Annotated in this window: 21 protein-coding genes and 1 pseudogene; 12 read left to right on the forward strand and 10 right to left on the reverse strand. The window is 57.4% G+C overall.

Annotated features, from left to right (window positions below):
- The first annotated feature begins 169 nt into the window (after positions 1-169).
- The 6 genes from LG301_RS03820 to astB all read left to right on the forward strand — a co-directional run bounded on the left by LG301_RS03820 (position 170) and on the right by astB (position 7,497).
- Positions 170-1,144 (forward strand): GlxA family transcriptional regulator, encoded by a 975-nt coding sequence (locus LG301_RS03820; protein ID WP_404473588.1) that lies wholly within the window; start codon positions 170-172, stop codon positions 1,142-1,144.
- Between the two features lie 100 nt (positions 1,145-1,244).
- Complete coding sequence (locus LG301_RS03825) at positions 1,245-2,459, forward strand: aspartate aminotransferase family protein (RefSeq protein ID WP_404473590.1); 1,215 nt, start codon at positions 1,245-1,247, stop codon at positions 2,457-2,459.
- A 35-nt stretch (positions 2,460-2,494) separates the two neighbouring features.
- The gene (locus tag LG301_RS03830) at positions 2,495-3,559 is read left to right on the forward strand and encodes an arginine N-succinyltransferase (RefSeq protein WP_404473592.1); all 1,065 of its coding nucleotides are present in this window, start codon (positions 2,495-2,497) and stop codon (positions 3,557-3,559) included.
- Positions 3,559-4,590: an arginine N-succinyltransferase gene (astA, locus tag LG301_RS03835; RefSeq protein ID WP_404473594.1), complete on the forward strand. Its 1,032-nt coding sequence runs from the start codon at positions 3,559-3,561 to the stop codon at positions 4,588-4,590. Before LG301_RS03830 ends, astA begins: the two co-directional genes overlap by 1 nt.
- A gap of 79 nt (positions 4,591-4,669) precedes the next feature.
- The gene (gene astD / locus LG301_RS03840) at positions 4,670-6,142 is read left to right on the forward strand and encodes a succinylglutamate-semialdehyde dehydrogenase (protein WP_404475162.1); all 1,473 of its coding nucleotides are present in this window, start codon (positions 4,670-4,672) and stop codon (positions 6,140-6,142) included.
- Positions 6,139-7,497: an N-succinylarginine dihydrolase gene (gene astB / locus LG301_RS03845; protein ID WP_404473596.1), complete on the forward strand. Its 1,359-nt coding sequence runs from the start codon at positions 6,139-6,141 to the stop codon at positions 7,495-7,497. The genes astD and astB overlap by 4 nt, the downstream gene beginning before the upstream one ends.
- 109 nt (positions 7,498-7,606) lie before the next feature.
- Here astB and LG301_RS03850 read toward each other — a convergent pair whose 3' ends face one another.
- The 4 genes from LG301_RS03850 to LG301_RS03865 all read right to left on the reverse strand — a co-directional run bounded on the left by LG301_RS03850 (position 7,607) and on the right by LG301_RS03865 (position 12,415).
- Positions 7,607-8,293: a hypothetical protein gene (locus LG301_RS03850; RefSeq protein ID WP_404473598.1), complete on the reverse strand. Its 687-nt coding sequence runs from the start codon at positions 8,291-8,293 to the stop codon at positions 7,607-7,609.
- A gap of 59 nt (positions 8,294-8,352) precedes the next feature.
- On the reverse strand, positions 8,353-10,767 hold the full coding sequence (locus LG301_RS03855) for a TonB-dependent siderophore receptor (protein WP_404473600.1): 2,415 nt from the start codon (positions 10,765-10,767) through the stop codon (positions 8,353-8,355).
- An 80-nt stretch (positions 10,768-10,847) separates the two neighbouring features.
- A complete protein-coding gene (locus tag LG301_RS03860; protein ID WP_404473602.1) occupies positions 10,848-11,876 on the reverse strand; it encodes a FecR family protein in 1,029 nt (342 codons plus the stop codon).
- An 11-nt stretch (positions 11,877-11,887) separates the two neighbouring features.
- The gene (locus LG301_RS03865) at positions 11,888-12,415 is read right to left on the reverse strand and encodes a sigma-70 family RNA polymerase sigma factor (RefSeq protein ID WP_404473604.1); all 528 of its coding nucleotides are present in this window, start codon (positions 12,413-12,415) and stop codon (positions 11,888-11,890) included.
- Between the two features lie 214 nt (positions 12,416-12,629).
- Between LG301_RS03865 and bluB the strand changes: the two genes are divergently transcribed.
- Positions 12,630-13,334: a 5,6-dimethylbenzimidazole synthase gene (gene bluB / locus LG301_RS03870; RefSeq protein WP_404473606.1), complete on the forward strand. Its 705-nt coding sequence runs from the start codon at positions 12,630-12,632 to the stop codon at positions 13,332-13,334.
- Here the strand turns inward: bluB and LG301_RS03875 are convergent.
- Entirely contained in the window at positions 13,306-14,103 is a 798-nt protein-coding gene (locus tag LG301_RS03875) for a CDP-alcohol phosphatidyltransferase family protein (protein ID WP_404473608.1), read from the reverse strand. The genes bluB and LG301_RS03875 overlap by 29 nt on opposite strands.
- A 273-nt stretch (positions 14,104-14,376) precedes the next feature.
- On the opposite strand from LG301_RS03875, the gene LG301_RS03880 reads away from it, so the two are divergent.
- From LG301_RS03880 to LG301_RS03895, 4 genes and pseudogenes are all read left to right on the forward strand, one after another.
- Complete coding sequence (locus LG301_RS03880) at positions 14,377-15,369, forward strand: zinc-binding alcohol dehydrogenase (RefSeq protein ID WP_404473610.1); 993 nt, start codon at positions 14,377-14,379, stop codon at positions 15,367-15,369.
- A gap of 31 nt (positions 15,370-15,400) precedes the next feature.
- Positions 15,401-15,799 carry a 6-pyruvoyl trahydropterin synthase family protein gene (locus LG301_RS03885; RefSeq protein WP_404473611.1) on the forward strand — a complete coding sequence of 133 codons (399 nt, stop codon included), beginning with the start codon at positions 15,401-15,403 and terminating at the stop codon, positions 15,797-15,799.
- Positions 15,796-17,754, forward strand: coding sequence for a glycosyltransferase (locus tag LG301_RS03890; protein ID WP_404473613.1), 1,959 nt, complete (start codon positions 15,796-15,798; stop codon positions 17,752-17,754). Before LG301_RS03885 ends, LG301_RS03890 begins: the two co-directional genes overlap by 4 nt.
- Positions 17,755-17,823: 69 nt before the next feature.
- Positions 17,824-18,582, forward strand: a pseudogene (locus LG301_RS03895) (lysylphosphatidylglycerol synthase transmembrane domain-containing protein); the annotation flags it as partial.
- Positions 18,583-18,705: 123 nt separating this feature from the next.
- On the opposite strand, the gene LG301_RS03900 reads toward LG301_RS03895, so the two are convergent.
- Complete coding sequence (locus tag LG301_RS03900) at positions 18,706-19,548, reverse strand: RibD family protein (RefSeq protein ID WP_404473615.1); 843 nt, start codon at positions 19,546-19,548, stop codon at positions 18,706-18,708.
- 97 nt (positions 19,549-19,645) lie between these two features.
- Here LG301_RS03900 and ribA point away from each other — a divergent pair, with 97 nt between their 5' ends.
- A complete protein-coding gene (gene ribA, locus LG301_RS03905; protein ID WP_404473617.1) occupies positions 19,646-20,752 on the forward strand; it encodes a GTP cyclohydrolase II RibA in 1,107 nt (368 codons plus the stop codon).
- Positions 20,753-20,756: 4 nt separating this feature from the next.
- Here ribA and LG301_RS03910 read toward each other — a convergent pair whose 3' ends face one another.
- From LG301_RS03910 to LG301_RS03925, 4 genes are read right to left on the reverse strand one after another with little or no spacing between them, the layout of a single operon-like run.
- Positions 20,757-21,536 (reverse strand): creatininase family protein, encoded by a 780-nt coding sequence (locus tag LG301_RS03910; protein ID WP_404473619.1) that lies wholly within the window; start codon positions 21,534-21,536, stop codon positions 20,757-20,759.
- The gene (locus LG301_RS03915; protein WP_404473621.1) at positions 21,533-22,345 is read right to left on the reverse strand and encodes an FkbM family methyltransferase; all 813 of its coding nucleotides are present in this window, start codon (positions 22,343-22,345) and stop codon (positions 21,533-21,535) included. Before LG301_RS03915 ends, LG301_RS03910 begins: the two co-directional genes overlap by 4 nt.
- On the reverse strand, positions 22,345-24,303 hold the full coding sequence (mdoH, locus tag LG301_RS03920; RefSeq protein ID WP_404473623.1) for a glucans biosynthesis glucosyltransferase MdoH: 1,959 nt from the start codon (positions 24,301-24,303) through the stop codon (positions 22,345-22,347). Before mdoH ends, LG301_RS03915 begins: the two co-directional genes overlap by 1 nt.
- The gene (locus LG301_RS03925; protein WP_404473625.1) at positions 24,296-25,822 is read right to left on the reverse strand and encodes a glucan biosynthesis protein; all 1,527 of its coding nucleotides are present in this window, start codon (positions 25,820-25,822) and stop codon (positions 24,296-24,298) included. The genes mdoH and LG301_RS03925 overlap by 8 nt, the downstream gene beginning before the upstream one ends.
- Between the last annotated feature and the right edge of the window lie 29 nt (positions 25,823-25,851).

Below are 25,851 nucleotides of genomic sequence, written 5' to 3' on the forward strand. Positions count from 1 at the left end.
GCTTGCCGGGCTTTTGCCCGGCAATTTGCATTTATGCGCCCTGTTTTTGTTTAAAACACCGTAGCGCTGCCTTAAAGGGCACAATTGGGTAAGATGTAACCATTACAGTCGACCCAGTTAGCCAGCGGACGGTTTTCATGCAGCGCAACAGGCAGCACAGCGAATTCACATGCATTCCAGTACGTTAACGCCACCTCCAAGCCACCGCAGGCGGGTGGCCTTTGTGCTGCTGCCAGGGTTTTCGCTATTGGCGCACGCGAGCGCTATGGAGCCGCTGCAAATGGCCAACCAGCTAAGTGGCCAAATGCTGTACCAAACGGTGACTCTCAGCCTGGATGACGAGCCGGTGCGCAGCGGTGCGCAGCTTCCACTCATCGCGCAGCACGCGCTGGGGGCGCCCCTTGGCCCGCTGGATCTACTGCTGGTATGCGCGCCCACGCCGCTGCCCTACGCACTGCCCGCGAAGCTTAATGAGTGGCTGCGTAGCCATCAGGGGCGAGGTGTGGCCTTTGGCGGCTTGGCTGGGGGCACTGAGGTGCTCGCCCGCTGCGGCTTACTGGAGGGCTACCGCGCCACCTTGCCTTGGCAACGTTTTGACGCCTTTGCCCAAGCCTACCCCCAAGTCACGCTCTCTCAGCAGCTCTTCGAGATCGATCGCGACCGCCTAACCTGTGCGGGCGGCACTGCCGCGATGGATATGATGCTCACGCTGATTGGCAAGCATCACGGCCCGCGTTTGGCTGAGCAGGTCTCCGAGCAGTTTGTCTGTGACCGTATTCGCCTAGCCGACGAGCGTCAGCACGTGCCGCTGCGCAACCGCTTGGGCCACGCGCCCCAAAGCTTGGTGGATGCGGTCACGCTAATGGAAAGCAATATCGAAGAGCCGCTCTCGACGCTTGAACTCGCCGAACATCTAGGTATTTCACGCCGTCAGCTAGAGCGCTTGTTCAAGAAATATCTTCAGGCGGTGCCCAGCCGCTACTACCTGGATTTGCGCCTGCAGGATGCCCGCAAGCAGCTAAGAGAGAGCGACCGGCCGGTGGGGGATATTGCACTGATGACCGGGTTCTCCTCTGGCGCGCACTTTTCCACCGCTTACCGCAACCACTTTGGCATTACGCCGCGAGAAGAGCGGTTGGGTTAAGCGCAGCTTTTCATAATTTACCGTCCCAATACTGAAAGCAGGGCGCCCACCGCGCCCCGTATACTGAATTCATCGCTTACTCCACTGGAGGTACTGTCCCATGAGCCACACCCCGAACCGTCAAGATTTCGACCATTACATGGCGCCCAACTACGCGCCGCAGCAGATTATTCCGGTGCGAGGCGAGGGCAGCCGCTTATGGGACCAAGAGGGCCGTGAGTACATCGATTTCGCTGGCGGCATCGCGGTGAACTCCCTGGGTCACTGCCATCCGGTGCTGGTCAATGCGTTAAAAGAGCAGGGCGAAAAGCTTTGGCATCTCTCTAACGTGTTTACCAACGAGCCGGCGCTCAAACTGGCCAAAACCCTTACCGAGCGCACCTTCGCCGATAAAGTCTTTTTATGCTCCTCCGGCGGCGAAGCTAACGAAGCCGCGCTGAAGCTGGCCCGCCGCTGGGCGGTCGACCACCACGGCGAGTATAAAGATAAAATCATCTCGTTCTACCAGTCGTTCCATGGCCGCACCTTCTTTACCGTGAGCGTAGGCGGCCAGCCCAAGTACTCCCAAGGCTTTGGCCCGGTGCCGGGCGGCATTCTGCATGCCAATTTCAACGACCTGGAGAGCGTACGCAAGCTAGTGGGCGACGACACCTGCGCCATTATGGTTGAGCCGATGCAGGGCGAGGGCGGCATCGTCCCCGCCACCCAGGAATTCCTGCAGGGCCTGCGCGATCTGTGTGACGAGCACAACGCGCTGCTGATTTTCGATGAAGTGCAAACCGGCGTTGGCCGCAGCGGCGAGCTGTACGCCTATAAAAACTTCGGCATCACCCCGGATATTCTCACCAGCGCTAAATCCCTGGGCGGCGGCTTCCCGATTGGTGCCACGCTAACCACCGATGCTATTGCCAAATCCCTGGCCATCGGCACCCACGGTTCTACCTATGGCGGCAATGCGCTGGCATCCGCGGTAGCGCTGGCGGCGGTTGAGTTCATCGATACGCCTGAGGTGCTACAGGGTGTGAAGCATCGTCACGACTTGTTCCGCGAGCACCTGGAAACCATCAACCGCAAGTACGGCGTCTTCAAAGAGATCCGTGGCATGGGCATGTTGATGGGCGCGCAGATGTCAGATGCTTTCGAAGGCCGCGCCAAGGATATTCTGCCGCTGGCCATTGAAGAGGGCGTAATGGCGCTGATTGCTGGCCCCAACGTGCTGCGCATGGCGCCCTCGCTGGTGATTCCCGAGGAAGATATCGCCGAAGGCATGGCGCGCCTTGAACGTGCCATCGAGCGACTTGTTGCCAGCGCATGAGCAGGCAGCAAGATAAAAAAGAGGGAGCGTTAAACATGTTGGTAATCCGTCCGGTCACGCTGGCTGACCTTCCCGCCTTAGAGCAACTGGCAGAGCACGCGGTGCCACGACTTACCAACCTGCCAGCCAATCGCGAACGCCTTGAGGAGCGCATTATGCGCTCCCGGGAAGCGTTCTCAAGCGATATCGAATTCCCTGGCAACGAGCATTATATGTTCGTGCTGGCAGATGATAGCCGCAACGAGGTGCTGGGCACGGCCACGATTCGCGCCCAGGCGGGGGCTGCCGAAGCCTACTACACCTACCGCCAAGAGACGCTGATTCACGCCTCCCAGCAGCTCAATGTGCGCCGCGAGGTGCAAACGCTGGCGCTCTCTCATGAAGCTTCGGATGCCACGCTGCTCTGCGCGCTGTCGCTCAACCCGCGCTATAAAGGCACCAGCGCGGAGAGCCTGCTGCGCCGGGCGCGGCTGATGTTTATCGCCCAGTACCCGGAGCGCTTCTCGCGGATTTTGGCGGTCGCCTTTCCCGGCTATTTGGATAGCCATAATGAATCCCCTTTTTGGGAGAGCGTGGGGCGCCACTTTTTTGCCCGCAGCTTCCAGGAGATGAATCACATTGCGGGGGTGCGTTCAAAGAGCTTTATTGCCGAAGTGATGCCGCAGTTCCCGCTCTACTTACCGCTGTTAACACCCCAGGCCCGCGCCGCTATTGGTCGTGAGCATCCGGCCCATGAAGAAGCGCTGGCCGAAATGCTGGCCGAAGGCTTCGTACGTTCGCGGCACGTGGATATTTTCGATGCAGGCCCCATTGTCAAAGCTGAGCGCGAGCGCCTGGAAACGTTCCGCAATGCCGCTTGGCACCCGGTGCGCGTGCGCCCTGAGCACGCGCTTCCAGATGCTGAACCGGCGATGATTGCCAATCAAACGCTGGGCGATTTCCGCTGTATTGTGGCGCGCTATGCGCTTTCGCCCACGGGGCAGCTGATGCTCACCCCGCAGCATGCAGCGCGTTTGGGGGTGGAAGAGGGCCGCGCAGTGCTGGCCGCGCCGCTAACCCTGCCAAGCGCGGACGATGCGCTCGATGAAGGAGAGATGTAATGCGCATTCGACCCATTGCCCGTGATGATCTGGATGGGCTCCAGGCGCTTGCGCAGCAGGCAGGCGTGGGGTTTACCTCGCTGCCGGATAATCGTGAGTTCCTGGCCGGTAAAATTGAATCCGCCGCTCGCGCGTTCGAAGAACGCACCCCTGTAGACGATCGTCTTTATTTCTTCGTTCTTGAAGATGAAACCAACGGGGAGCTAGCAGGCTGCTGCGCCATTGAGGGCCAAGTAGGGCGCGAAGTGCCGTTCTATAACTACCGGCTCGGCACGCTGGCGCACTCCTCGGTACAGCTTGATCTACATCGCACCATCGATACGCTGTTTTTAAGCTCCGATCATACCGGCGACGCCGAGGTGTGTTCGCTGTTTTTGCGCCCAGAATATCGCGGCGAGGCCAACAAACACCTGCGCAACGGGGCGCTGCTCTCCAAGGCGCGCTGGCTGTTTATTGCTCAGTTTCGCGACCGCTTTCCGCAGAAAGTTCTGGCCGAAATGCGCGGCGTGTTTGATGAAAACAACATCAGCCCCTTCTGGGAAAGCCTGGGTAAGCACTTCTTTCCCATGGACTTCAATGAAGCCGACCGCTTAACCGGCCTGGGCCAGAAGAGCTTTATCGGCGAGCTGATGCCCAAGTTCCCGATCTACACCACGTTTATGTCGGAAGAGGCGCGGGCGTGTATTGGCCAGGTGCACCGACACACCCGCCCGGCGCTTGAAATGCTCAAAAAAGAGGGGCTGCGCTGGGAAGGCTACATCGACATCTTCGATGGTGGCCCCACGGTGGAAGCCTACATCGATGACGTGCGGGCGATTCGCAACTCGCAGCTTTATCAGGTGGAAGTCTCACCCAACGCAACGCAAGAGAGCGTTAGCCGCTGGCTGGCGGCATCTACCCATATGCTCAGCTTTACTGCTAGCTGGATAGGTCGCGCGCCCGCCGATGCCAGCACGATAGTGCTCACCCCCGAAGAAGCCGAACGGCTAGGGGTATCTAGCGGCGATACCGTTCGCCTACTGGAAACCTAACGCCCGGCTCGCTAACAAAACGACTCGACAGAACAGACACGCAGGCTCAGTGAAGGAGAGCACGATGCACACCCAGAACATGCACGCCCAGCAGCAGCAACTGATCAACGGTGCCTGGGTCGTCGGCGACGCCGACGCCTTGACCAAGCACGACCCCGTGGCGGGAGCGCTGCTATGGCAAGGCGCAGCGGCCTCTAGCCGCCAGGTAGGCGCGGCGGTTGACGCAGCGCGTGCGGCATTTCCCCGCTGGGCGCGCAACTCCTTTGCTGAACGCCAAGCGCTGGTAGAACGGTTTGTGGACGTGCTCAAGGCGCGTCAGGAAGATCTAGCCATTGCCATTGCCTCTGAAACCGGCAAGCCGCTATGGGAAGCACGCACCGAAGCTGGCGCGATGGTAGGTAAGGTGGCGCTCTCTATTAAGGCCTACCACGAGCGCACCGGGGAGCGCGAAAAAGAGGTCGGCAGTGCTAAAGCGGTACTGCGCCACCGCCCCCACGGCGTGATGGCGGTATTCGGCCCCTACAACTTCCCCGGCCACCTGCCCAACGGTCATATGGTGCCTGCGCTGCTGGCGGGTAACACCGTGGTGTTCAAACCCAGCGACCAAACCCCACTGACCGCCGATTTAACCCTGCAGTGCTGGGTAGAGGCGGGCTTACCTGCTGGGGTGATCAACCTGGTGCAGGGCGGTGTCGCGGTCGGTCAGGCGCTCTCCGCTCATCCTGGTATCGATGGCCTGCTGTTTACCGGCAGCGCCAAGGTGGGCGGGCTGTTACAGCAGCAGTTTGCCGGTCAGTTAGATAAAATCCTCGCGCTGGAGCTAGGCGGCAATAACCCGCTGGTGGTGAAGGATGTGGATGATGAGCGCGCAGCGGTGCTGACGATTCTGCAGTCGGCGTTTCTCTCTGGCGGGCAGCGCTGCACCTGTGCACGCCGCTTAATGGTGCCTAAAGGTGAAGCGGGCGACCGACTGATCGATGCGCTTTCCGATGCGATTACCAAGCTGCACGTGGCAGGGCAGTTCGATGAAGAACCCGCGCCGTTTTATGGCGGCCTAGTGAGCGTTGCTGCCGCTGATGGCCTGCTCAACGCCCAGGACGAACTGGAAGCCATGGGCGGCACGGTGATTAATCGTATGCAGCGCCTCAAAGAGAACACCAGCCTGCTCAGCCCCGCGCTGATCGACGTGACGGGCCTGGACGTGCCCGACGAGGAGCACTTCGGCCCGCTGCTGAAAATCCACCGCTACGCAGATTGGGATGAGGCGCTGGCCCTTGCCAACGACACCCGCTATGGCCTTTCTGCCGGGTTGATCGGTGGCGAGCAGGCGGACTGGGACGACTTCCTGCTGCGTATTCGCGCAGGCATTGTGAACTGGAACCGCCAGACCACCGGAGCCTCTGGCGATGCGCCCTTCGGCGGCGTAGGCGACAGCGGCAACCACCGCCCCAGCGCCTACTACGCGGCGGATTACTGCGCCTACCCGGTCGCTTCCATGGAAGCCGATAGCCTAGAAATGCCCGAAACCCTGCCGCCGGGAGTCAATTTATGAGCGTCAACAGCATTCGCGAAGTCAACTTCGATGGCTTGGTAGGACTCACCCACAACTATTCTGGGCTTGCCCACGGCAACGTGGCCTCCATGAGTCACGGCGGTTTGGTCTCCAACCCCAAAGAGGGGGCGCTACAGGGGCTGGCGAAGATGAAGTCGCTGATGGACGCAGGCTATGCCCAGGGCGTTTTGCCTCCCCAGCAGCGCCCGGATTTGGGCGCGCTGCGAGCGTTAGGCTTTAGCGGCAGCAACAGCGAGATCCTCGCCCAAGCCGCGAAGCAAGCGCCGCAGCTGCTGCGGGCGGTATGTTCAGCCTCCAGCATGTGGACGGCTAACGCAGGCACCATTACGCCTAGCGTCGATGCACCGGATGGTCGAGTGCACTTTACCCCCGCCAACCTGCAATCCAGCTTTCACCGCTATCTGGAACCGAAAACCACAGGCCGGGTGCTGCAAGCGATTTTCCGCGATGAGCAGCGCTTTGCCCATCACCCGGTGCTGCCCGCCACGCCCGCATTTTCCGATGAAGGGGCGGCCAACCACACCCGTCTGTGCGGCGAATACGGTGAGCCAGGCGTTCATCTCTTCGTTTACGGCCGTCAAGCGTTTGGCGACGCGAATAGCAGTGGGCGCGAACCCAAGCGCTATCCCGCCCGCCAAACTTTGGAAGCCAGCCAAGCGGTGGCCCGCCAGCACGGGCTGAGTGAGGCGCAAACCGTCTTCGCCCAACAGCACCCGGAGGCCATCGACGCCGGGGTGTTCCACAACGACGTGATTGCCGTGGGTAACGGCCCGGTGCTGCTCTACCACGAAATGGCGTTTCTCGATGAAGAGCGCACGCTGAACGAGCTGCGCGCCAAAATGAGCACGCCGCTGATTCCCGTGCGGGTGCCGGTAGAAGCGGTGAGCATGGAAGACGCGGTGGCGTCGTACCTGTTCAACTCCCAGCTACTCTCCAACCCGGATGGCACCATGACTCTGGTGGTGCCCAGCGAGTGCCAAGAGCGCGAAGCCGTTTGGAACACGATTCAGAATTTCATCCTGGCGGGCAATAACCCCATTGGCGAAGTAATCGTCAAAGACGTGAAGCAAAGCATGCGCAACGGCGGCGGCCCCGCCTGCCTGCGCCTGCGGGTGGTGCTGTCGGAAGCCGAGCGCGCTGCGCTTACCGGCCGCGTACTGCTCAACGAGGCACTTTATAGCGACCTCACCACCTGGGTGAACCGCCACTACCGCGACCGCCTCGCCAGTGAAGACCTCGCCGACCCCCAACTCGCCACCGAAGTGCTCACCGCGCTGGACGAGCTGACTCAGCTCCTGCAGATTGGGCCGGTGTATCCGTTCCAGTTGGGATAAAAATTACGCTAAGCAATAAATCAAAACGCCAAGGCATCTGAATAGCCTTGGCGTTTGTTTATTCTTATTTTAGTGTGCCTCAGGCGTACTTACGCCCTATCTCACCTGGTTAAATTGCGAAATCTGCACCCGTTAGCAACTCCCACGATACCCACTGCTCTTCGGTAAGAAGATGACGTGCTTCACGCATTGCAGCTAACCGTATTGTTTGTGCTTGAACATTTTTTTCCGAAGATGTTAAGTCCATGGATTGTTTTAAAGTTGATAGCTGGCTTCCTGCATCGCTGCTGATGTCTCTTAGCCCTGTTATTTGCGATGGTTCGAGATTTAACTGCTGAGCAATGGCAGGACGCGTCAATGCTCTAACGCCGAAGGTTTGAATTTCGATCTGTTTTAATCGCTGGCGCTGCTCGTCGCTAAGAATACTTTCAAGTGCTGCAAAGGTATCCTCGTTCACTGATACAAACACCTGGGCCACGAGAGGCACTCTGTCTGATTTTGTTGCCGGTGCCAGTGCCTGTTCAAAGTCTTCGCGATGCGCTTCGACCACCTCGTTAGACACTGCCTGAGCGGCGTCAGCCTCGTCACCGGATAACCCTAGATGCTGAACAACGACAGGGTTGTGCAGCAAGCGGTTAAGGTGGCCTTGATTGCCATCGGGGCCAGGCTGGGCCGACATTGCCGGAAGTGAAAACAGTAAAGCTGCCATTAATAGCACCGCCTTTTTATGAAAGCGCTGATGGAAGCTTGTGTAAACATTTTGAACAAAAATATGGTTGAGGGGCGTGCTTTTCATCGTTTAAATACACCTATATTGCTGTTGAGGAGAGTACAAAGGGAGCGTCCGCTCGTGGGTTAAAAAGAGAGATTTGCACGTAGATAAACCGACCTAGGCAAGCCTTGATTGACGAAGACACCGCTGGACCCAGACACGTACTCCTCGTCTGCTAGGTTCTCTACGGCTAATTGGAGGGCTAAGCCATCTTGCTGCCAGCCAAGGCTTGCATCCACGCGGGTGTAATCAGGTAGGTTAAATGTGTTCTCAGCATCGCCAGCACGGCCTGCTGCGTGAACCACGCCAAGGCCGATATCCCAGAGACCGAATGCCGAAGGAACGTGGTAATTTAGCAGGCCTGACACCTTATGCTCAGGAACATTCGTGGGGGTGTTACCTTCATACAGCAACGAGGTCGTGTACTCGGCGTCTAGGTAACTGTAGCCGCCAGTTGCCGTCAGGCGTTCGGTTAACTGACCAACGGCTTCTAATTCGACCCCACGGACTCTTTGGTCGCCTGTCACGATCGAAAGCGAGCGGTCGTTCGAGTCTGATTCCACTTGGTTAGATTGCTCAACGCGGAACAACGATAAGGTGGTTGCGAGGCTGTCATCCCACCATTCGCTCTTAATCCCCGCTTCGATCTGATTACCTTCCGAAAAGGGCACCGGCTCGCCGGATATCAGCGTTCCCACCTGCGGAGTCAATGAGGTGGAATAACTAAGGAACGGATTAAACCAGGCATTCTGATTAAAAATAGCGCCCAGGGAGTAATTCAGCGCATTGTCCTTACCGCCTCCGTCATTGAACTCTGTCTCTACATCGGTATGCCTTAAACCGCCAAAGAGGCTAAGTTTATTGCCCACTTTTGCGGTGTTTTGAAAATACGTTCCGCGCTCTTCGATTGTCCATTCGATACGGCTGTTGTAATGCCCCAGGTCTGGCACGGGTGTAAACACAGGTTGTTCGGGGTCAATAGCGTTTCTCTGACTCGCTTGCACTCTGTTGGTGTCATAGCCTTCACGACGGGTCGTGAAACCGATCGTGGCGGTGTTTTCGACAATGCCAACATGATGAATACCTTCAAATTCCAGCCGCCCTTCTTTATGCTCAAAATCGGTTTCAAATTTGATGATGTCCCTATCGATCAGCTCACCTTTGGCAGGACTGCTTCTGGTATTGACGGTGTCCCACAGGGCATCGGTGCTGCTATTCCCGTAGCTTAATGCGAGTGATGTGATCCAGTTGTCCGATAGCGGCTGCTCAACGCTGCCGGTGACAATATGGTTAACCTGATCTGAATAGCTCTGGTCGCCTACCAGTGAAGGGCCGTTGAAGCCATAGGAGCCGTCACTAAAGCGGATCACCCCAGGATCGGCGATATTTTCTTGTTCACTGTATTCGTAGGCAAATAGCAGGCTGGTCCCGGCATCGGAATACCAAGCGATCTGAGGCTTAAAGATCAGCCGGTCGTCGTAGCTGTTGGCGTGGTTCTCTCCAGTAAACGTTTGATTGGCCTCCTGCACGGTTGAAATCAATCGATACGCCACCCCCGAATCGCCAATCGGCCCGGTGGCATCCACCGTGGCCCGACGGGTGTCGAAATCGCCTACCGAGAGTGACACCTCGCGGCTAGCGTCAAGCGTTGGCTGCTTGGAGCGGTAGCTCACGATGCCTCCCGGCGACGCCGAGCCATACAGCAGCGAGGAAGTTCCCTTAAGCACTTCAACCCGATCATAAAGCGACCGGTCATAGTGATAGCGTTGGGAGGCAGGCCGGTTTCCATCTATATAAACGGAGTTGGCTCGGGCACCAAGCCGTCCGCCCCGAGTGGTTGACGATTGGAAGCCACGGATGGTGAAGGTATTCGATAGCGCTCCTCCAGAAGCACCGGCCGAGGCACCCGGCACGTACTGGAGAATGTCATCAAGCCGCCTTACGTTTAAGCGTTCAAGCATCTCAGAAGAAACAACGTTGACAGTGGCAGGGGTTTCGATCAACGCCGCATCGGTATTGGTGGCGGAGCTGGTGCGTCTGGCACGAAACCCGTCTATTGCCTCACCCCTGACTAAACGTGGAGCTTCAACCTGAAGCGGTGCAAGCGTCAGCGGTGCTGCATTCTCGCCAGCGGCTTGCTCAAGCATTACCGTGTTGGCGTCAATAAAGCGATACGCCAAGCCACTTCCCGCTAACAGTTCACGCAGCGCCTCTTCCGCAGCGTATTGGCCATTTAACCCCTGGCTATGACCCCCTTGGGTTAACTGTGGACTAAAAGAGAGGGTTAACCCAGCTTGTTGGGCCAAGGTATTAAGCGCTGATGTTAGCGAGCCAGCAGGCACATAGTAATTCTGCCGCAACACGGAGGGCGTTTCCGTGGTTTCCTGCTGGGCATGAACGGCTAAGGGATTCAGCAGTCCGCCAGCCGTGGCCGCAATAGCGACGGCCAAAGCCAAAGAGCGGCGCGTAAACGTGCTGGAAGGCGTATAGCGAAACATGCTGAATCCCTTGTGTTGTAGTGTCATGCCTATAAAGACGCATCACTCATCACAAGGGACAGCCATCAACGCAAAAAAAATTAATTCGGTGTCGCTTCGTTGCGTTTAACGATTGTTACCCACGGCGTAAACCGCTGGGTTTCAATAGGCAAGGCGCGTGTTAAAGAGGTTAACGCGTGCTCAATACTGTTCAGCGGTAACACGCCAGACACCGTTAGCCCTGAAAGCGACTCGTCGCCGTAGCGAAGCGTGCCGCGATAATAACGCGCCAGCTCATCCAGCACTTCAGTCAGCGGCTGGTTATCCAGGATAAGCACCCCGCTTGTCCAATCTGGCGTTGCCGCTAAAGGGCGAGGCTGATACGACAACGTTCCGTTGGTCACGTTGCCTTCATTTCCGCTGCCAACTTCTTGGCAGTGCGTATTCTCAGGACACACCTCAACACGAGACTCATACACCGTCACGCGTGTTGCAGGTTCTTCTTTCCACTTAGTGCGATAGACGCTGAAGGCTGTGCCCAGCGCCCGTATCGTGCCCTCTGGCGTCACCACTTCTAGCGCCCGCTGGGGGTCGGGGGCCACGTCAATGAAAAGACGCCCGTTGCGTAACGTAATCTGACGCCGCTCCGGTGAAAACTGCACATCTATTGCTGAGGAGGTGTCGAGCGTAAGGATGCTGCCATCTGCCAGTGCCACCGTTTTGCGCTCTCCCTGGGCGGTGTAATGGTCTGCCGTCATCTGCATTGGAGAAGCGGTGCCACTTAGCCACCAGCCTGCCGTCACCAGCGATATCACCAGTACCGCTGTGCCGCTGTACTTGCCCAGCAAGCGGCGTCTCTCAGAGCGCTCTTGCTGGTAGGCATGCTCTAATGTGTCACGCAGGCCAGGTTGCTCGGCCTCAGTAAACACTGCCCAAGTATCGCGCATGGCTTCCCAGGCATGCTGATGCTCGCTTTGGTGAGCTAGCCAGCGTTCAAAGTCGCGTCGTTGGGCGTTATCGACGGAATCGTCCGCCAACGTTATGCACCACTGCGCTGCCTCACGGAGGGACTGTTCAGAGAGTTTTCCAGGCGTAGGGGAGGCGCTTGAACGGGAAGAAGGGGTTTTCATGTCCTACACGCTCATGGGGCGTTGTCCTGCAGCGCAAGATGACAGTGCAGTAATCCTTGCGCAACGTACTTCTTCACCATGCTGACGCTGACACCAAGTTCGCCAGCAATATCAGCCTGGGAAGCACCGTCTAAGCGAAAGCGTAAAAAGGCATAACGGGGTTTATCTCCCAGCCCGTCAAGTAGCTGGGCAATTCGTTCTAACGTTTCCAGTGTAGCATTCACTTCTTCTGCTGAAGGCGCAAACGCATGCTGGGCGGCGCTCTCTGCGTAGGTTTCACGCCATATTCGCTCTAATCGGGCACGCCTCGCGTGATCCATTAATAGCCGCGTAGCAATCTTGGCAAGAAACGCCTTTGGCTGCTCTACAGGCGTGTCATCCTCACGCGTTATGACACGACAAAAGGTATCTTGAACATAATCTTGTGCTCTTTCGGGGCAGCCCAGTTTGAGAGACAACCACGTTTGCAGCCACGGCTGATGAGAGTGATAAAGATGTTCAACACGAAAAGAGCGGGATAGCCCAGGCAACGATGTCATAGTTGACTCAAATACTAAATGTAAATGATAGTGATTTTAATTTACTTCCTAATGTTTTCAATAGCAATTGATTTTAAAATGGCTGTATCGATATCCAACGTGTTTCTCGAAACATCGCCAGAGCTGCATTTTGGCCTCTCACGCAGCCATAAGCGCATCTCATGTAAACTCATTTTTATCTATTAACCGACCAGCCAAAGGCCCTGCCAGCAACATGACTTCTTCTATCCACCGTTTTTCCGCCGCTGAGCGCGATGGTCTTTATCGTGCGATTTTTGAGCGGCGTGACGTACGTTCACAGTTCTTACCTGACCCCATTCCTAGCGATGTGCTGGCGCGTCTTTTGCAGGCGGCCCACCATGCTCCTTCAGTTGGGTTTATGCAGCCTTGGGACTTTATTGTTATCGAAAGCCGTGAGGTGAGGGCGTCGGTTTTAGCGCTGTTCGAACAGGAGAATCAGAAGGCGAGCGAGCATTATGAGGGCGAACGCAAGGCGCTTTATCGTAGCCTGAAGCTGCAAGGTATTTTAGAAAGCCCGCTTAACCTTTGTATTACCTGCGACCGAAGTCGGGGAGGCGCCCATGTGCTGGGGCGTAATAGCATTGTCGACACTGATCTTTTTAGCACGTGTTTAGCCGTGCAGAACCTCTGGCTGGCGGCAAGAGCAGAAGGCATTGGCGTCGGTTGGGTGAGTATTCTCGATCAGAAGCAGTTGGGTGTGGCGTTGAACCTGCCCGAACATGTTTATCCTCTAGCGTACCTTTGCCTGGGGTATGTGAGTGAGTTTTTAGATCAGCCGGAACTGGAGGCCAGCGGCTGGCGCACCCGGCTGCCGTTAAGTGAGCTAGTGCATGGCGATACCTGGGGGCAGCCGCTAGACAATGGAGCGCTTAAGGCGGCGTTACGTGGTCGGAAGTAGTGGGCTTGCCACGCTGATGCAGGTGGTTTGTCGTTGTTGCAGTCACCACTCGTTGCTTATGTAGCCACCATACGTCAACGCCAAACGAGTAGAGCAGTGTGCCAAGAGCGCTTATGGCTAACCAAAGAGAAGCGGCTGCTGGCGTTAGCGGCGCTAATGCCATCAGCAGTGCAACCACTTGCCAAACGCATACGGCTTTGCGGCGAAAACTGGCGAATAGCGGTTTGCTCAGCCAAGGGAAGGGCCAGCTGGCAGCTACAAAAAGGTAACGTATCCCGCCAATGATGAGCACCCAAGCGCCTATGGTTGGCTCTAGCGTTAGTAGCCCCACGCAAAGCAGCATGATTAACAGAGCATCCAGCTCCATATCAAAACGCGCACCAAACGCTGATTGGCTATGAAAGCGCCGAGCAATCCAGCCATCAACTCCGTCTAGTGCCAGCGCTATGACCGCAATGGCCAGCCATTGCCACAGTGCAGTGGTAAACGTATCCGCCACTAATCCGCCTGCCACAATAGCCACTAAGGTAGCTCTCGCCAATGTGACGCGATTTGCCCAGCCCAATAAGCCGTAAGGCCAAAAGGTTAGCGTTAGCACACTGATACAAGCGTAAAGGCCGTAGGCCACTTTCCAGTGCGCTGGGCTTGCCAGCAGCGCGGGTACAGCGCTGCCCACGACAAACAGCATCAAACCACCCAGCAGTAACTCCGCAGCGCTATACAGCCGTTTGGGCAGGAAGCCATCTAGTGCATTAAGAGAAAACCGCATGGTGACTCACAGAGCGGCACGTTTAGCCGCAGTTGAAAATAAATGATGCAATTGTTTTTCTATGTACCATTCTTGTATACGGTGGTAGAACTGTCTACACCACAAGCTAAATTTGTAAGCAGTCTTTTTGTTTAGGACATTCTAAAGCTTAACAAGCGTTAAACATCCACTCTGTTTTCTACGCTACGCTGTAGAAAAAAGAAGCAGCGGCGCAGCATGGTCGACGAGCTGCCACCGTGGATGGAAGAAGTGCTTCACACATAAGGAAATGTCATGTCGGTGCCAGATACTGCGACAGCTTTTTGGATAACGCGCCAAGCCTATGGCGAGTTAAGGCGTGAACCGTTAGCGGCTCCAGAGGAGGGCGAGGTTCTTGTTCATGCGCTCTACAGTGGCATTAGCCGGGGTACCGAGTCGCTGGTATTTAATACACGAGTGCCTGAAAGCGAGTACGCGCGTATGCGCGCTCCCTTCCAAACCGGTGATTTCCCTACGCCTGTTAAGTATGGCTACTGCAGCGTAGGGCGCGTCGCTCAAGGCCCACAAGAACTGCTGCATAAAACGGTTTTTTGCCTTTATCCCCATCAAGACCACTACGTAGTACCCGCTGATGCAGTGCTGCCGTTACCCGAGCAGATACCCGCTCATCGTGCCGTGTTAACCGCCAATTTGGAAACAGCCATTAACGGCGTATGGGATGCTAACCCCATGCTGGGTGAGCGTATTTGTGTGGTGGGTGCGGGCGTTGTAGGTGCCCTAGTCGCTTATCTGTGTGCGCAAATTCCGGGTGTGGACGTGCGTTTAATCGACATTAACCCCGAGCGGGCAGCCTTAGCATCGCAGTTAGGCGTTGCTTTCTGTACGCCAGATCACGCGCCCGTCGACCAGGACTGCGTCATCCATGCCAGCGGCCATCCGCAGGGCTTAAGGATGGGGATGGATCTGCTAGGCAACGAAGGCCGTTTAATTGAAATGAGCTGGTTTGGTCAGGGAGACGTAGCGCTGCCGCTTGGCGGTGCGTTTCACTCCCAACGGCTAACCCTCAAAGCCAGTCAGGTTGGGCAACTGCCAGCTGTATTACAGCCCCGCTGGAACTACCGCCGCCGATTGCAACTGGCGTTGAGTTTACTGAGCGATCCGCGCTTGGACGCGCTGATTAGCGGTGAAAGCGAGTTTGCTGACTTTCCTGCTATTGCGCCACAGCTTTTAGGTCCCGGCAGTACCGCACTCTGCCACCGTATTCGCTACTCAATGTCATCTTTTTGAATAACATCGCTTTTTGAGAACAGGAGTCTCTATGTACCGCTTATGTGTCCGTGACCACTTTATGATTGCCCACAGTTTTACAGGTGAAATCTTTGGCCCTGCCCAGCGCACCCATGGGGCGACCTATGTAGTGGATGTGGTGTTTCAGCGCCCAGAGCTTGACCAAGATGGGCTGGTGATTGATATCGGCTTGGCTAGCGAAACAGTTAAAGAGGTGTTGGCGAACTATAACTTTCAAAACCTGGATGACGTGAGCGAGTTTAGCGGGCGCAATACCACCACCGAATTTATGGCCAAGGTGATTTTTGACCAGCTGGCCGAAGCGATTAAAGCGGGCAAGATGGGCACGACCGCCCAGGGGCTCACGGGTATGGAAATTAAATTGCACGAGTCTCATATCGCCTGGGCAAGCTACGAAGGCGCGCTATGAGCCAACGTTTAACGCTCATCGTGGCCGGTGAGCCAGAACAACGCACCGGTGGCTATATTTATGATGCGCAGATCGTCGCGGCGCTGCGTGAGCAGGGAACGACGATTGATGTGATAGGGCTGCCGGGGCGCTTTCCTGACGCCGATGAGGCGGCCTCCCACGCGCTGGGCGAGGCGCTAGCAGCCCAGCCCGACGGCGCACGGATCATTATCGATGGCTTGGCGATGGGGGCGCTGCCTGACATCGTGCGTCGCCATGCTCAGCGATTAGACATTACCGCGCTGCTGCACCACCCCTTAGGGGATGAGCAGGGCCTTTGCAGCGAAGATCAGCAGCGCTTACACCGTAGCGAATTAGCCGCCATAGCGAGCGTCGCTAGGGTGATTGTGACAAGCCGATTTACCCAGCGACGCCTAAGCGAGCTTGCCAGCCGCTACGCGATGCCTATGCAAACGCCGATTAGCGTAGTTGAACCTGGCGTTACGGCCGCTCCCATTAGCCCAGCGGCAGAGCCTGGTGCACCTATTCGCCTGCTGTGTGTGGCAACACTTACGCCCCGCAAAGGGCAGGATATATTGGTAAAAGCGCTTGCAGGTTTAAGTGATTTGAACTGGCAGTGCGATTGTTATGGTGGCGCCCGAGACGTGGCCTTTACCCAGCGTGTGCAGCAGCTCGTCGAAGAACACGGACTCTCAAGCCGGGTAACGCTTCACGGTGAGTGTGATGCAGCCACCTTGGAAGCCGCGTACCAGAGCGCGCACGCCTTAGTGCTGCCTTCTTGGTACGAGGGGTATGGCATGGTGGTCACCGAAGCACTAGCCCACGGTTTGCCAGTGATTACGACCACCGGGGGAGCGCTTAAAGATACGCTGCCTGAAGGCGCTGGCCTAAGCGTTGCGCCTGGGGATGTAAACGCGCTAGAAGCGGCATTGCAGGATTTTATTGCAGATGCTGCGCTGCGCACCACGCTTCGCGCAGGGGCAGCAGACGCGCGGGGCAATTTAAACGATTGGCAAGGCGCAGGGGCTGCCTTTGCAAAGGCGTTGCAGCTGCCCTCTTCGCTGGCAGCGGGCAGCCAATTCCAAGCGGACTGGCTCACGCTGCGCGAGCGCGTGGATGCCCATGCGCGCAGTAAGGAACTCAGTCACGCTGCCGCTGCGTGGCTTGCCCGCGGTATAGATGTAAATAGTGAGCCTAGCGCCCCAACGCCGCCGGCCTGTATTGCAGATTTAGGCTGTGGGCGAGGCAGCAACATGCAGTTTCTAGCGCCCCAGATACCTAGCCAGCAGCACTGGATGCTGTTTGACCACGATGCTGGTTTGCTCAACGAGGCACAAAAGCGAGCGTTAGCGCTGCGCAATGCCAAAGGGGAGCCTGTTTCGGCCGAGTGTCACTGCGTATCCCTCACCACCCTGAAGCACCCGGCGTTGGAAAAAGCGCGCTTAGTGACGGCCTCGGCACTGCTGGATCTTGTCTCCCGTGCTTGGCTAGAGGCACTGGTCAACCAGTGTGTGAGCCACCGCCAAGGCGTGCTCATGGCAATGAGCGTGACCGGAGAGTGGTGTTTTACCGACCTGCAGCTGTCACCCGTCGAGAACGATGAAGATCGTTGGGTGCAGGCGCTATTTGTGGCACATCAGCAGCGTGATAAGGGCCTGGGAGATGCGCTGGGGGGCGACGCCCATGGCGTGTTGATGGAAGCTTTCAAGCAGCAGCGCTACCAAGTGAGTGAGGCGGAAACGCCGTGGCAGCTGAATGCCAGCGACCCTGCTATGCGGCCATTAATGCACGCGCTGGTAGCTGGGTGGGCTGATGCAGCCACCGAGCAAGCCCCCGAGGCAACCGACCGTATTCGCCAATGGCGCGACCGCCGTCAACAGGCGGTTGAAGAGGGCGCAGTGGGTATTCTGGTAAGCCATCGCGATCTGCTGGCACTGCCAGTGGATGAGGCATAACCCATGTCCATTGGGCGCTATTTGCGCACCCCCTGGGTGCAGCGTGGGCTGATGAGCCTGGGGCTGCTAATGGCTGTTGTACTGTGGGTAGAGCCTGAAGCAGTCATTGCCGAAGTACAGCGCTTTTCCCTGGGTTGGATGGCCCTGGCACTGCTGGTGAGCGTGGGGCAGGTCATGCTGAGTGCCTGGCGCTGGAAATTTACGGCTGGGCTGGTGGGTGTACCCATGCGTTTTGGTTATGCCCTGCGGGAGTACTATTTGGCGCTGTTGGTTAACCAACTGTTGCCCGGCGGAGTATTGGGCGATGCGGGGCGCGCCCATCGTCATGCGGGGCAAACGGCTTCTAAGGGGAGCGCTTGGCGCGCGGTGGTCATTGAGCGGGCGTCAGGCCAGGTCGCGGTTGTACTCTTGACGCTATTGGCGCTGCTTTTTTCGCCGTTGTGGCAGACGGCATTGGGTACGCCTCTGCTGCTGAGCGTTTTGCTTGGCGTAGCGCTGCTGGTGGCGGCCGTCGTTGCCGTTGCGCTATGGCTGCGGCGTACCTCGCGTATCGCATTACCTGCGTGGAGCGCGGCGTTTGGGCAGGAGATACGCCGTAGTTTGCTCAAACGGCAGGTATGGCCGAGGCAGCTTCTTTCGTCGTTAACTATCGTGTTTAGCTACGGCGTGGTCATGGTTTGCGCGGCACGTGCAATAGGCGTGGAGCTTGCGGCCGTGGATATTTTGGCGCTGGCGCCAGTGCTGCTACTGGCGATGCTAATACCGCTTTCCATTGCGGGATGGGGGCTGCGAGAAGGCACGGCTGCGGCTATTTGGGTCTTTGTTGGCCTGCCTTCTGCTCAGGGGGTGGCCATTTCGCTGGCCTACGGAGTGCTGGTGCTGCTTTCTAGTTTGCCAGGTATCTGGGTGGCGTTTGCCCGGCGCGCGTCGGCAGCGCCATCACCATCTTCCTCAAACGCTGGCACGCAGTTGAACATCAAACAGCGTGTCGTCTCCACACCGGAACGTTCGCATCGACGGGCGCAGGGCGCTCTCCAGGGTGTCGATGGGTTTCATTTGCAGACCGGGCCTGCCGGAGCCAATCAGCAGGGGGGCTACCAGAAGGTGCAGCCGCTCGATGACGCCCGCTTCAATAAACTGCGAGACAGTAATGCCGCCCCCCTCAACCAATACTCGCGTCAGGCCGCGCTGCGCCAGCAGGTCAATCACATCGCGGGGAGTGAATTGCCCGTGGGTATTCAGCGGCAGTACGCAGCGTTCAGCATGACTTGTTGCGCCGTTAACGTCTGGCCCGGTGATGTGCAGCGTAGGGGCGGTGTCCGTGGTGAAAAGCGCATGCTCGGCAGGCACTCGGCCCCTTGGGTCAATCACCACCCGCACGGGGTGTTGGCCAGTGACATGGCGCACGGTGAGCTGGGGGTTATCCGCCGCTGCCGTGCCCGCGCCGACCACCACCGCATCGGCCAACGCCCGCAGGCGGTGCAAATGCACCAGGCTCTCAAAGCCGTTGATGTAGTGGGAGTGGCCGCTTTCCGTGGCAATTCGCCCGTCCAGACTCTGACCCAGCTGAGCAATGACCCATCGCGACTGAGCCGCCAGCGGCGTCAGGCAGTCCAGCAGCTCGCGGGCAGCCTCCGTTACCGTCACGTGGCTTTGCCACCCTTGTTGGTTAAGAGCGATGTCCAGCGGGCTGTGCGAGCCGTGACGAATGGCCATCAACCACTGCCACGCCATGTCACTGTCAATGCTGCCCTCTTCATGGGTAGAGGCTTTATCACTCTTGGATTCAGGCATAACGCCTCCCTACAAACCGTATTACTTCATCATGCGGGGCCATGTTGCCCAGCGCAAGCGCACTTTGCCCGTTATAAAAGGCAACCTGGAGGCCTACATGTATCACATTGAACGCGCTATTTTTGATATTCGTCGTGGTTTGCCGGTGGTATTGAATACCGGCGAACAGCGTCTACTGGTGCAAGCATTAGAAGGCAGCGCATCCGTTAGCAGCTTGGCTACTCTATCTGGCTCGCGGCCTGCGTTGGTGCTAACGCGCCATCGGCTTGAGGTCATGGGAGTCGCATTAACGGCGGAGGCAGCCTGTTTACCGCTAGCCCACCACGTGAGCGAAGCCGACCTGCACCGTTTGGCGCTCTCCCAAGAGAGCACGCCGCTAACCCCTGCGCTGCTGAGTGGGTTAAAGGCTGCGGGGGTTGGTGAGCGCGGGGCGGTGGCGCTAATGCGCCGTGCGTTATTAATTCCCGCGGCGCTAAGCGCTGAGGTAAGCGAGTCAGCGGCGGCCCATATTGAGCAACAGCTGACCAGCGGTAAGCTGTTGGAGGTTAATGCTCAAGATGCTGAGAAGTGTCTGGCAGGCGCCCCGGGTATGTTGAAGCGGGTCAGCGAAGCGCGTATTCCGTTAGAAGACGCGCCAGAAAGTCGCTTTGTGCTATTTCGTGAGCCTGACGGCCTGCGGGAGCACGTAGCGGTGGTGATTGGGCAGCCTGATTCGCTGTCAGGTGCGGTACCGTTGCGGATGCATTCTGCCTGCTTAACTGGCGACTTGTTTGGCAGTTTACGCTGTGATTGTGGCGAGCAGCTGCGCAATGCGGTAGCCGATATACAAGCCATGGGCGGCGGCGTACTGCTCTATTTAGCCCAGGAGGGGCGGGGCATTGGTTTGGCCAACAAACTGCGCGCTTATACCCTGCAAGATGGTGGCCTAGACACGGTGGATGCCGACCAGGTGCTTGGCTTCGGCGATGATGAGCGCCAATACGCGGTGGCGGTGGATATGCTGAACGCGCTGGATATTAACAAAGTACAGCTACTCACCAACAACCCATTGAAAATGGCCGCTCTCCGCGAAGGCGGTATCGAAATAGTTGCTCGCCAAGCGCTGTATGGCAGCGTGACCGACCATAATCACCGTTACCTGAGCGCTAAAGCGAACCGCGCAGGACATTTTCTGGATGACGTGCTGGAGGGGCGTGGACGTTAACGGATCACTTTTGGGGAGGCAGCGGCGGCAAGTGGGCGGTTTCGGCCACCACTTGCGCCAGCTGTGCGGCGTAATGCGTGACGAGCCGCTCTCCTAGTTCCGCAGTGGCTCCCGTCGCATCGCCTGCAACGCCGTGGGCGGTTAAGTCTTCTGCGAGCCAGGCAAACGCAGCGCTGCCTTCGGGGCTAACTAGCGCACCGGGCGCAGGCGTGGCGGGTGGCGACGGTTGATAGCCATCCAGCGTCACCAGTGACGGGGCTAAATAGTGCATCATGGCGGTTTCTAGCCGCCCGCCATGCAGGCCATAGCGCAGCTCCTCGGCATCAATGGCGCCTTCCAGGGCAGGCAGCCGTGTGTATGTGGCTTTTACCACCCGCATCGCAAACTGCTTTCTCAGTGTCAGTGCGGCAAGATCCATCACGGCTTTATTGCCACCGTGGCTATTGATCAGCACCAGTTTTTGTATGCCCGCGCGGGCAATGCTTGCGCCATAAGCTTCAAGCGTGGCAATGGCGAGGGGGGCGGGTAAGCTAAGCGTACCCGGGAAATTGGCATGTTCATCGCTAGCGCCTACGGCAATAGCCGGTAGGCAAATCACGTCGATGGTAGGGTCCATTATACTAAGCATGGCTGCCTGCAATCCTTCGCCGATGATCAGGTCAGTGCCCAGCGGTAGATGGGTGCCGTGCTGCTCAATGGCGCCTAATGTGATCACCGCGACGGGGTCGCTGTTGGCTATCGCCTTGATTTGCGGTGCGGTGAGGGTGTGCCAGTGATAAATCATGCGTTTTGCGACTCGTTATTAGAGAAAGTATTCGCTGCGGTTAAGAGGGGGTGGTCACTGCGGCAGGCGTAAAGATCGCCCGATGCCAGCCCGTCAGCGCCATCATTCAGCCACTGGGTGATCGTTTCGGGCGTCTGCCATGCCTCCCAGCGGAACCTGCGCTGTTCTCCGGCGATGGCATTGAAGCGGTAATCACCGAGGCGGGCAAGTTGCGCTATACACGCATGGCTGACGTCTAGCACGCCAGCGACAAACTCCACTGAAAGCGCTGCCACTGGACGGCTAAGCCCCATCAGCACCTCAGCTTCAAAGCCTTCAACATCGATTTTAATAAAGCTAGGCTCGCCGTAGGTGGCAATCAGCTTATCGAGTGTTGTGACCTCTACCCGCAGCTGCTGCTCCCAGCGGACTTGGCGAAAACCAGGGTTTCGCGCACCGACGTGCTGGCGCCACTCAGTTGCTAAGGTAGAGAGAGTGGGGTTGCCCACGCTGATCGCGATATCGGCGGTGCCAGGCTGCGGGCCAGCAGCTACTGGGAGTAGCGTGACCCCTGGCCGGTTAACCAGCCGTTTGAACCAAGTGGCTAGCGCTGGCTGCGGCTCCAGGGCCACCACCCGTGCGCCTAACGCGTGAAACGCTGCACTGCGATCGCCTAAGTGCGCGCCAATATCAAACGCGACCCCGTCGGGTTGAATAAATGGCCGATAGAGGCGCCTCAGGCTGCGCTGCCTACCAGGGCGCCAATAGATAAACAGTGAGCGAGCTACTCCGCCGGCACCTCGCAAGCTTTGTAACGATACAAAGGGCATCAGTTGTGCTCCTTAGCGGTTGAAGCGCTAGCATTCGCATAAGGGATAGGGCCATGGAACGACTGGCATGGCATATCGCCAGGTAACTCGCTGGGGGGCGGTTTCAGTCCCTTTATGTAAAAAGAGCGCTCACTAGACGGTGTGTTGAGCGCCGAGAAGTCTGCTAGAAGCGGAGGTCTTAAAACAGAACTGGGAGTGCCGAGTAGCCCAGCGCGAGCACTCATCGCATCGCCCCAGGTAGCGCTACTGGTATATTTCACGATAGGCACCGCTGCCATAAGGCCCAGCCAGGCGGGCGTTAACCAGCCAAACGCAGAGGGCGAAAATAGCACCAGCATGCCTGCCCAGGCAGCACCGCATAGGCTCATCCATCCCGCGTGTTGCCAACACTCTCGCCAGCTGAGCGAGCGCTCACCGCGATGCTGGGTTTGCCAATCAATGGCTCTTCCTATCAAAACATTAATAATAAACAGGCTATGCCACGCCATCATTAGGGGGGCGATTAACGCGGCAAACAGCATTTCTAATAGCGTGCTGAGGGTTAGCCGCAAGCGTCCCCCAAACCCTTGGGGGCATTGCCAGCAAGTGAGTACTAACCCCATCACCTTGGGAGCGACCAGCATGGCCAAGGTGACCAAGAGTAGCCCAAGAGAAAGCGCTTGGGGCAGGGGGTAGTGAGGCTGCGTGTCTACCGCTTGGTATCCCACCAGGATGCTTGTACAGAGTAAAAGTCCTAGCCAAACAAGCGATGAAAGATAGGCAAACGCACCAAAAAAGAAGTGCAAACGGCTAATGGGGTGGAAGCCAGCCCCTGTTAGTAAGCGTAAATGCTGCAGGTTGCCCTGTAGCCACCGTCGATCGCGCTTAGCGAAGTCGAGCAGGTTGCTGGGCATTGCTTCAAAACTGTTATGGGAAGCGCTCACGTGAGGGCTATGGCGCGACACGGCGGTGGTGGCCGTGGTATCCAGCAGTACTTGCCAACCGCCGCGCTTAAGCAGTGCCGCCTCGACAAAGTCATGGCTGAGCAGCTCGCCACCCAAGGGCGGCTTACCTGAAAGAGTGGGTAAGCCTGCGTGGGCCATGAAGGCGCGGGTACGAATAATCGCATTGTGGCCCCAATAGTTAGCCGCATCGCCCTGCCAAAAACTCTGTCCTGCCGCCAGCATGGGGCTATATAGCGCCGAGGCCAGCTGGCTAAAGCGGCCAAACAGGGTGCGCTGCCCCACCGGTATCGGTACGGTTTGAATCAGGCCTACGTTGGATTGGCGCTGCATGCGATCAATAAGATGTAAAAGCGTTGTGCCGCTCATGAGACTGTCGGCATCCAGCACCACTAGGTAGTCATAACGGCGTCCCCAGCGGCGGCAAAATTCAGCAATGTTGCCGGCTTTACGGCCATGGTTATTAGGGCGACGGCGATAGTGGACGTCCAGTTGCCCGGCAAATCGCTGCTGCAGGGCCGCCACGTGATTAGCCTCTTCCTGCGCGAGGACTTTATCCTGGGTATCACTCAGAATAAACACCTCAACGTGATCACGCATGACCGCTGCCGAGGCGAGGCAGTCGGCCTGTTGTAGCAGCGAACGGCAGGTGGCCTCTAGCCCGGCAATGGTCGGAATGGGGGGTTCTGCATAAATCGGCATGACAAGCGCTGTACGACTGGTCAGCTGTATTACATCCGAGGAAGAGGAAGGGAAGCGGCGCAGGCTAAGTGGATCAAGGCGAAGGGCGCAGAGCACAAAGCCACACACTGCCCCCCAGAAGGCGAGGGCGATCCAGCTAAATGTTAATGCGAATAGCGTCAGCATCGCGATTTGCCAACCCAAGGGTAGATGCGTCACTACCTGCGCCATGGCAGCGCAGCCTGCCATGCTGGTTGCCACGACCAGAATAGCAAAAAAGGCGCGGCGGCATTTTAACCACGGTATGGAGAGCATGGCCTCGTAGTTTTCAGGCATCGGGGTACCATACGTAGTTCCAGGTTTCGCTGATGGGCTCGTCGTTCAGCAGTAGCCGAAGGCGAATATCATTGGGGGTATCATCAGGAATCCTGAAGCGTGCGCGCCAGCCGCCGTTGGGTAAGGCGGCTACTTGCGGTAGCAGTATCTCGCCAGTGAGCGAGCTAATATCAAGTTCAACCGGTTGGTTGGCCGAAATGTCATCCAGCACACCGCCGTCGAAATCGACAATAAACTGCCGCTGTTTAGTCGTCTCAGGGGTTTCCTGCCCAGGCACGGCCGCGCTGCCTTGGCGACTGCGAACGACGCGCCCTAACGTGTGCTCATCTGGCTGAGTGTTTAGCGTATAGGTGCGGTAGTGCAGGCGGCGCGATTCACCAGCGTTTAACGTATCTTCAGCTACCCAGTAAGCGACAATGTTGTCGTGGGTTTCATCGGGGGTGGGTATTTCCACCAGCTCCACATTGCCTGCGCCCCAGTTTTCCAGAGGTTCCACCCACTGGCTCGGGCGGCGGTGGTAGTGGGCTTCTAAATCCAGATAGCGGCTGAAATCCCTTTCCCGCTGCATTAAGCCAAACCCTGAGGGGGCGCTATCTGAAAAAGTAGAAACGCGCACGGCTGATGGGTTATCCAACGGTCGCCAGATCCATTCATCGGCGCCGGTATGGATCAGTAGCCCGTCGGAGTCGTGAACCTGAGGGCGAAAATCATCGGGCTGTTCTGGGTTGATGTCACCATAGGCAAACATGCTGGTTAACGGCGCAACGCCAAGCTTTTCTATATCTTCCCGCGCGAACAGCGTTGCTTCTATCTCTGCCTGGGTGTTTTCACCGGGTTGAATAACAAACCGGTAAGCACCGCTGAGCGAAGGGCTATCCATTAGCGCCAGCAGCGTGAACGTACTGCTTTCTTTGGTGGGTTTGTAAAGCCAGAATTCGCGGAAAGCGGGAAATTCTTCCCCCGTATGGGTGGCGGTATCAATCGCCAGACCCCGGGTAGATAGGCCGTATGCCTGGTCACGGCCTATCAAGCGAAAGTAGCTGGCACCCAGAAAAACGGCGAATTCGTCGGCATAGTCCTCGCTGTTAATTGGGTAGTGCAAACGAAACCCTGCGTGGCCGCTGCCGGTTAGATCTTGTTCAAGCAGGCGGCTAGCGTCGCCATCGTAGTTGAAGTCATCCGCTGAGAATGGCAGGGGAGACACATCGCCATTATCGACAACGTTAATGTTCACAGGGGTTTGGAATAAAAAGCCGCTATGGAAAAGCTGAACTGAAAAAGGGCTTTCATCCTGCCAGTATGCCCGTTCAGGGTTAAAGCGAATTTGACGGTAGTCGTCATAGCTTAACGCTTTAAGTGCGCTGGGCAGTGATTCCTCAGGCGCTTGATAGGCTTCATTGGCAAGTGCTTGCGCGCGCTCGATAACGTGGTTGAATACCTCGTCATCGTTGGCGGTGGCAGGAAGAGTAATCAAGCAGCTTAACGACAATATCCATGTTGTTGTAAAACGGCCACCCATGAGCGAGTTCCTTTCAAGTGCGTAAAAAT

Origin of the sequence: Vreelandella venusta (assembly GCF_044809155.1) — a bacterium.
GTDB classification, from domain to species: Bacteria; Pseudomonadota; Gammaproteobacteria; order Pseudomonadales; family Halomonadaceae; genus Vreelandella; species Vreelandella venusta_B.

Bases quoted from the DNA above. Each gene is read 5' to 3' on its own strand.
- LG301_RS03820 (WP_404473588.1), top strand. From the start codon at position 170: ATGCATTCCAGTACGTTAACGCCACCTCCAAGCCACCGCAGGCGGGTG.
- LG301_RS03825 (WP_404473590.1), top strand. From the start codon at position 1,245: ATGAGCCACACCCCGAACCGTCAAGATTTCGACCATTACATGGCGCCC.
- LG301_RS03830 (WP_404473592.1), top strand. From the start codon at position 2,495: ATGTTGGTAATCCGTCCGGTCACGCTGGCTGACCTTCCCGCCTTAGAG.
- astA (WP_404473594.1), top strand. From the start codon at position 3,559: ATGCGCATTCGACCCATTGCCCGTGATGATCTGGATGGGCTCCAGGCG.
- astD (WP_404475162.1), top strand. From the start codon at position 4,670: ATGCACGCCCAGCAGCAGCAACTGATCAACGGTGCCTGGGTCGTCGGC.
- astB (WP_404473596.1), top strand. From the start codon at position 6,139: ATGAGCGTCAACAGCATTCGCGAAGTCAACTTCGATGGCTTGGTAGGA.
- LG301_RS03850 (WP_404473598.1), bottom strand. From the start codon at position 8,293: ATGAAAAGCACGCCCCTCAACCATATTTTTGTTCAAAATGTTTACACA.
- LG301_RS03855 (WP_404473600.1), bottom strand. From the start codon at position 10,767: ATGTTTCGCTATACGCCTTCCAGCACGTTTACGCGCCGCTCTTTGGCT.
- LG301_RS03860 (WP_404473602.1), bottom strand. From the start codon at position 11,876: ATGAAAACCCCTTCTTCCCGTTCAAGCGCCTCCCCTACGCCTGGAAAA.
- LG301_RS03865 (WP_404473604.1), bottom strand. From the start codon at position 12,415: ATGACATCGTTGCCTGGGCTATCCCGCTCTTTTCGTGTTGAACATCTT.
- bluB (WP_404473606.1), top strand. From the start codon at position 12,630: ATGACTTCTTCTATCCACCGTTTTTCCGCCGCTGAGCGCGATGGTCTT.
- LG301_RS03875 (WP_404473608.1), bottom strand. From the start codon at position 14,103: ATGCGGTTTTCTCTTAATGCACTAGATGGCTTCCTGCCCAAACGGCTG.
- LG301_RS03880 (WP_404473610.1), top strand. From the start codon at position 14,377: ATGTCGGTGCCAGATACTGCGACAGCTTTTTGGATAACGCGCCAAGCC.
- LG301_RS03885 (WP_404473611.1), top strand. From the start codon at position 15,401: ATGTACCGCTTATGTGTCCGTGACCACTTTATGATTGCCCACAGTTTT.
- LG301_RS03890 (WP_404473613.1), top strand. From the start codon at position 15,796: ATGAGCCAACGTTTAACGCTCATCGTGGCCGGTGAGCCAGAACAACGC.
- LG301_RS03900 (WP_404473615.1), bottom strand. From the start codon at position 19,548: ATGCCTGAATCCAAGAGTGATAAAGCCTCTACCCATGAAGAGGGCAGC.
- ribA (WP_404473617.1), top strand. From the start codon at position 19,646: ATGTATCACATTGAACGCGCTATTTTTGATATTCGTCGTGGTTTGCCG.
- LG301_RS03910 (WP_404473619.1), bottom strand. From the start codon at position 21,536: ATGATTTATCACTGGCACACCCTCACCGCACCGCAAATCAAGGCGATA.
- LG301_RS03915 (WP_404473621.1), bottom strand. From the start codon at position 22,345: ATGCCCTTTGTATCGTTACAAAGCTTGCGAGGTGCCGGCGGAGTAGCT.
- mdoH (WP_404473623.1), bottom strand. From the start codon at position 24,303: ATGCCTGAAAACTACGAGGCCATGCTCTCCATACCGTGGTTAAAATGC.
- LG301_RS03925 (WP_404473625.1), bottom strand. From the start codon at position 25,822: ATGGGTGGCCGTTTTACAACAACATGGATATTGTCGTTAAGCTGCTTG.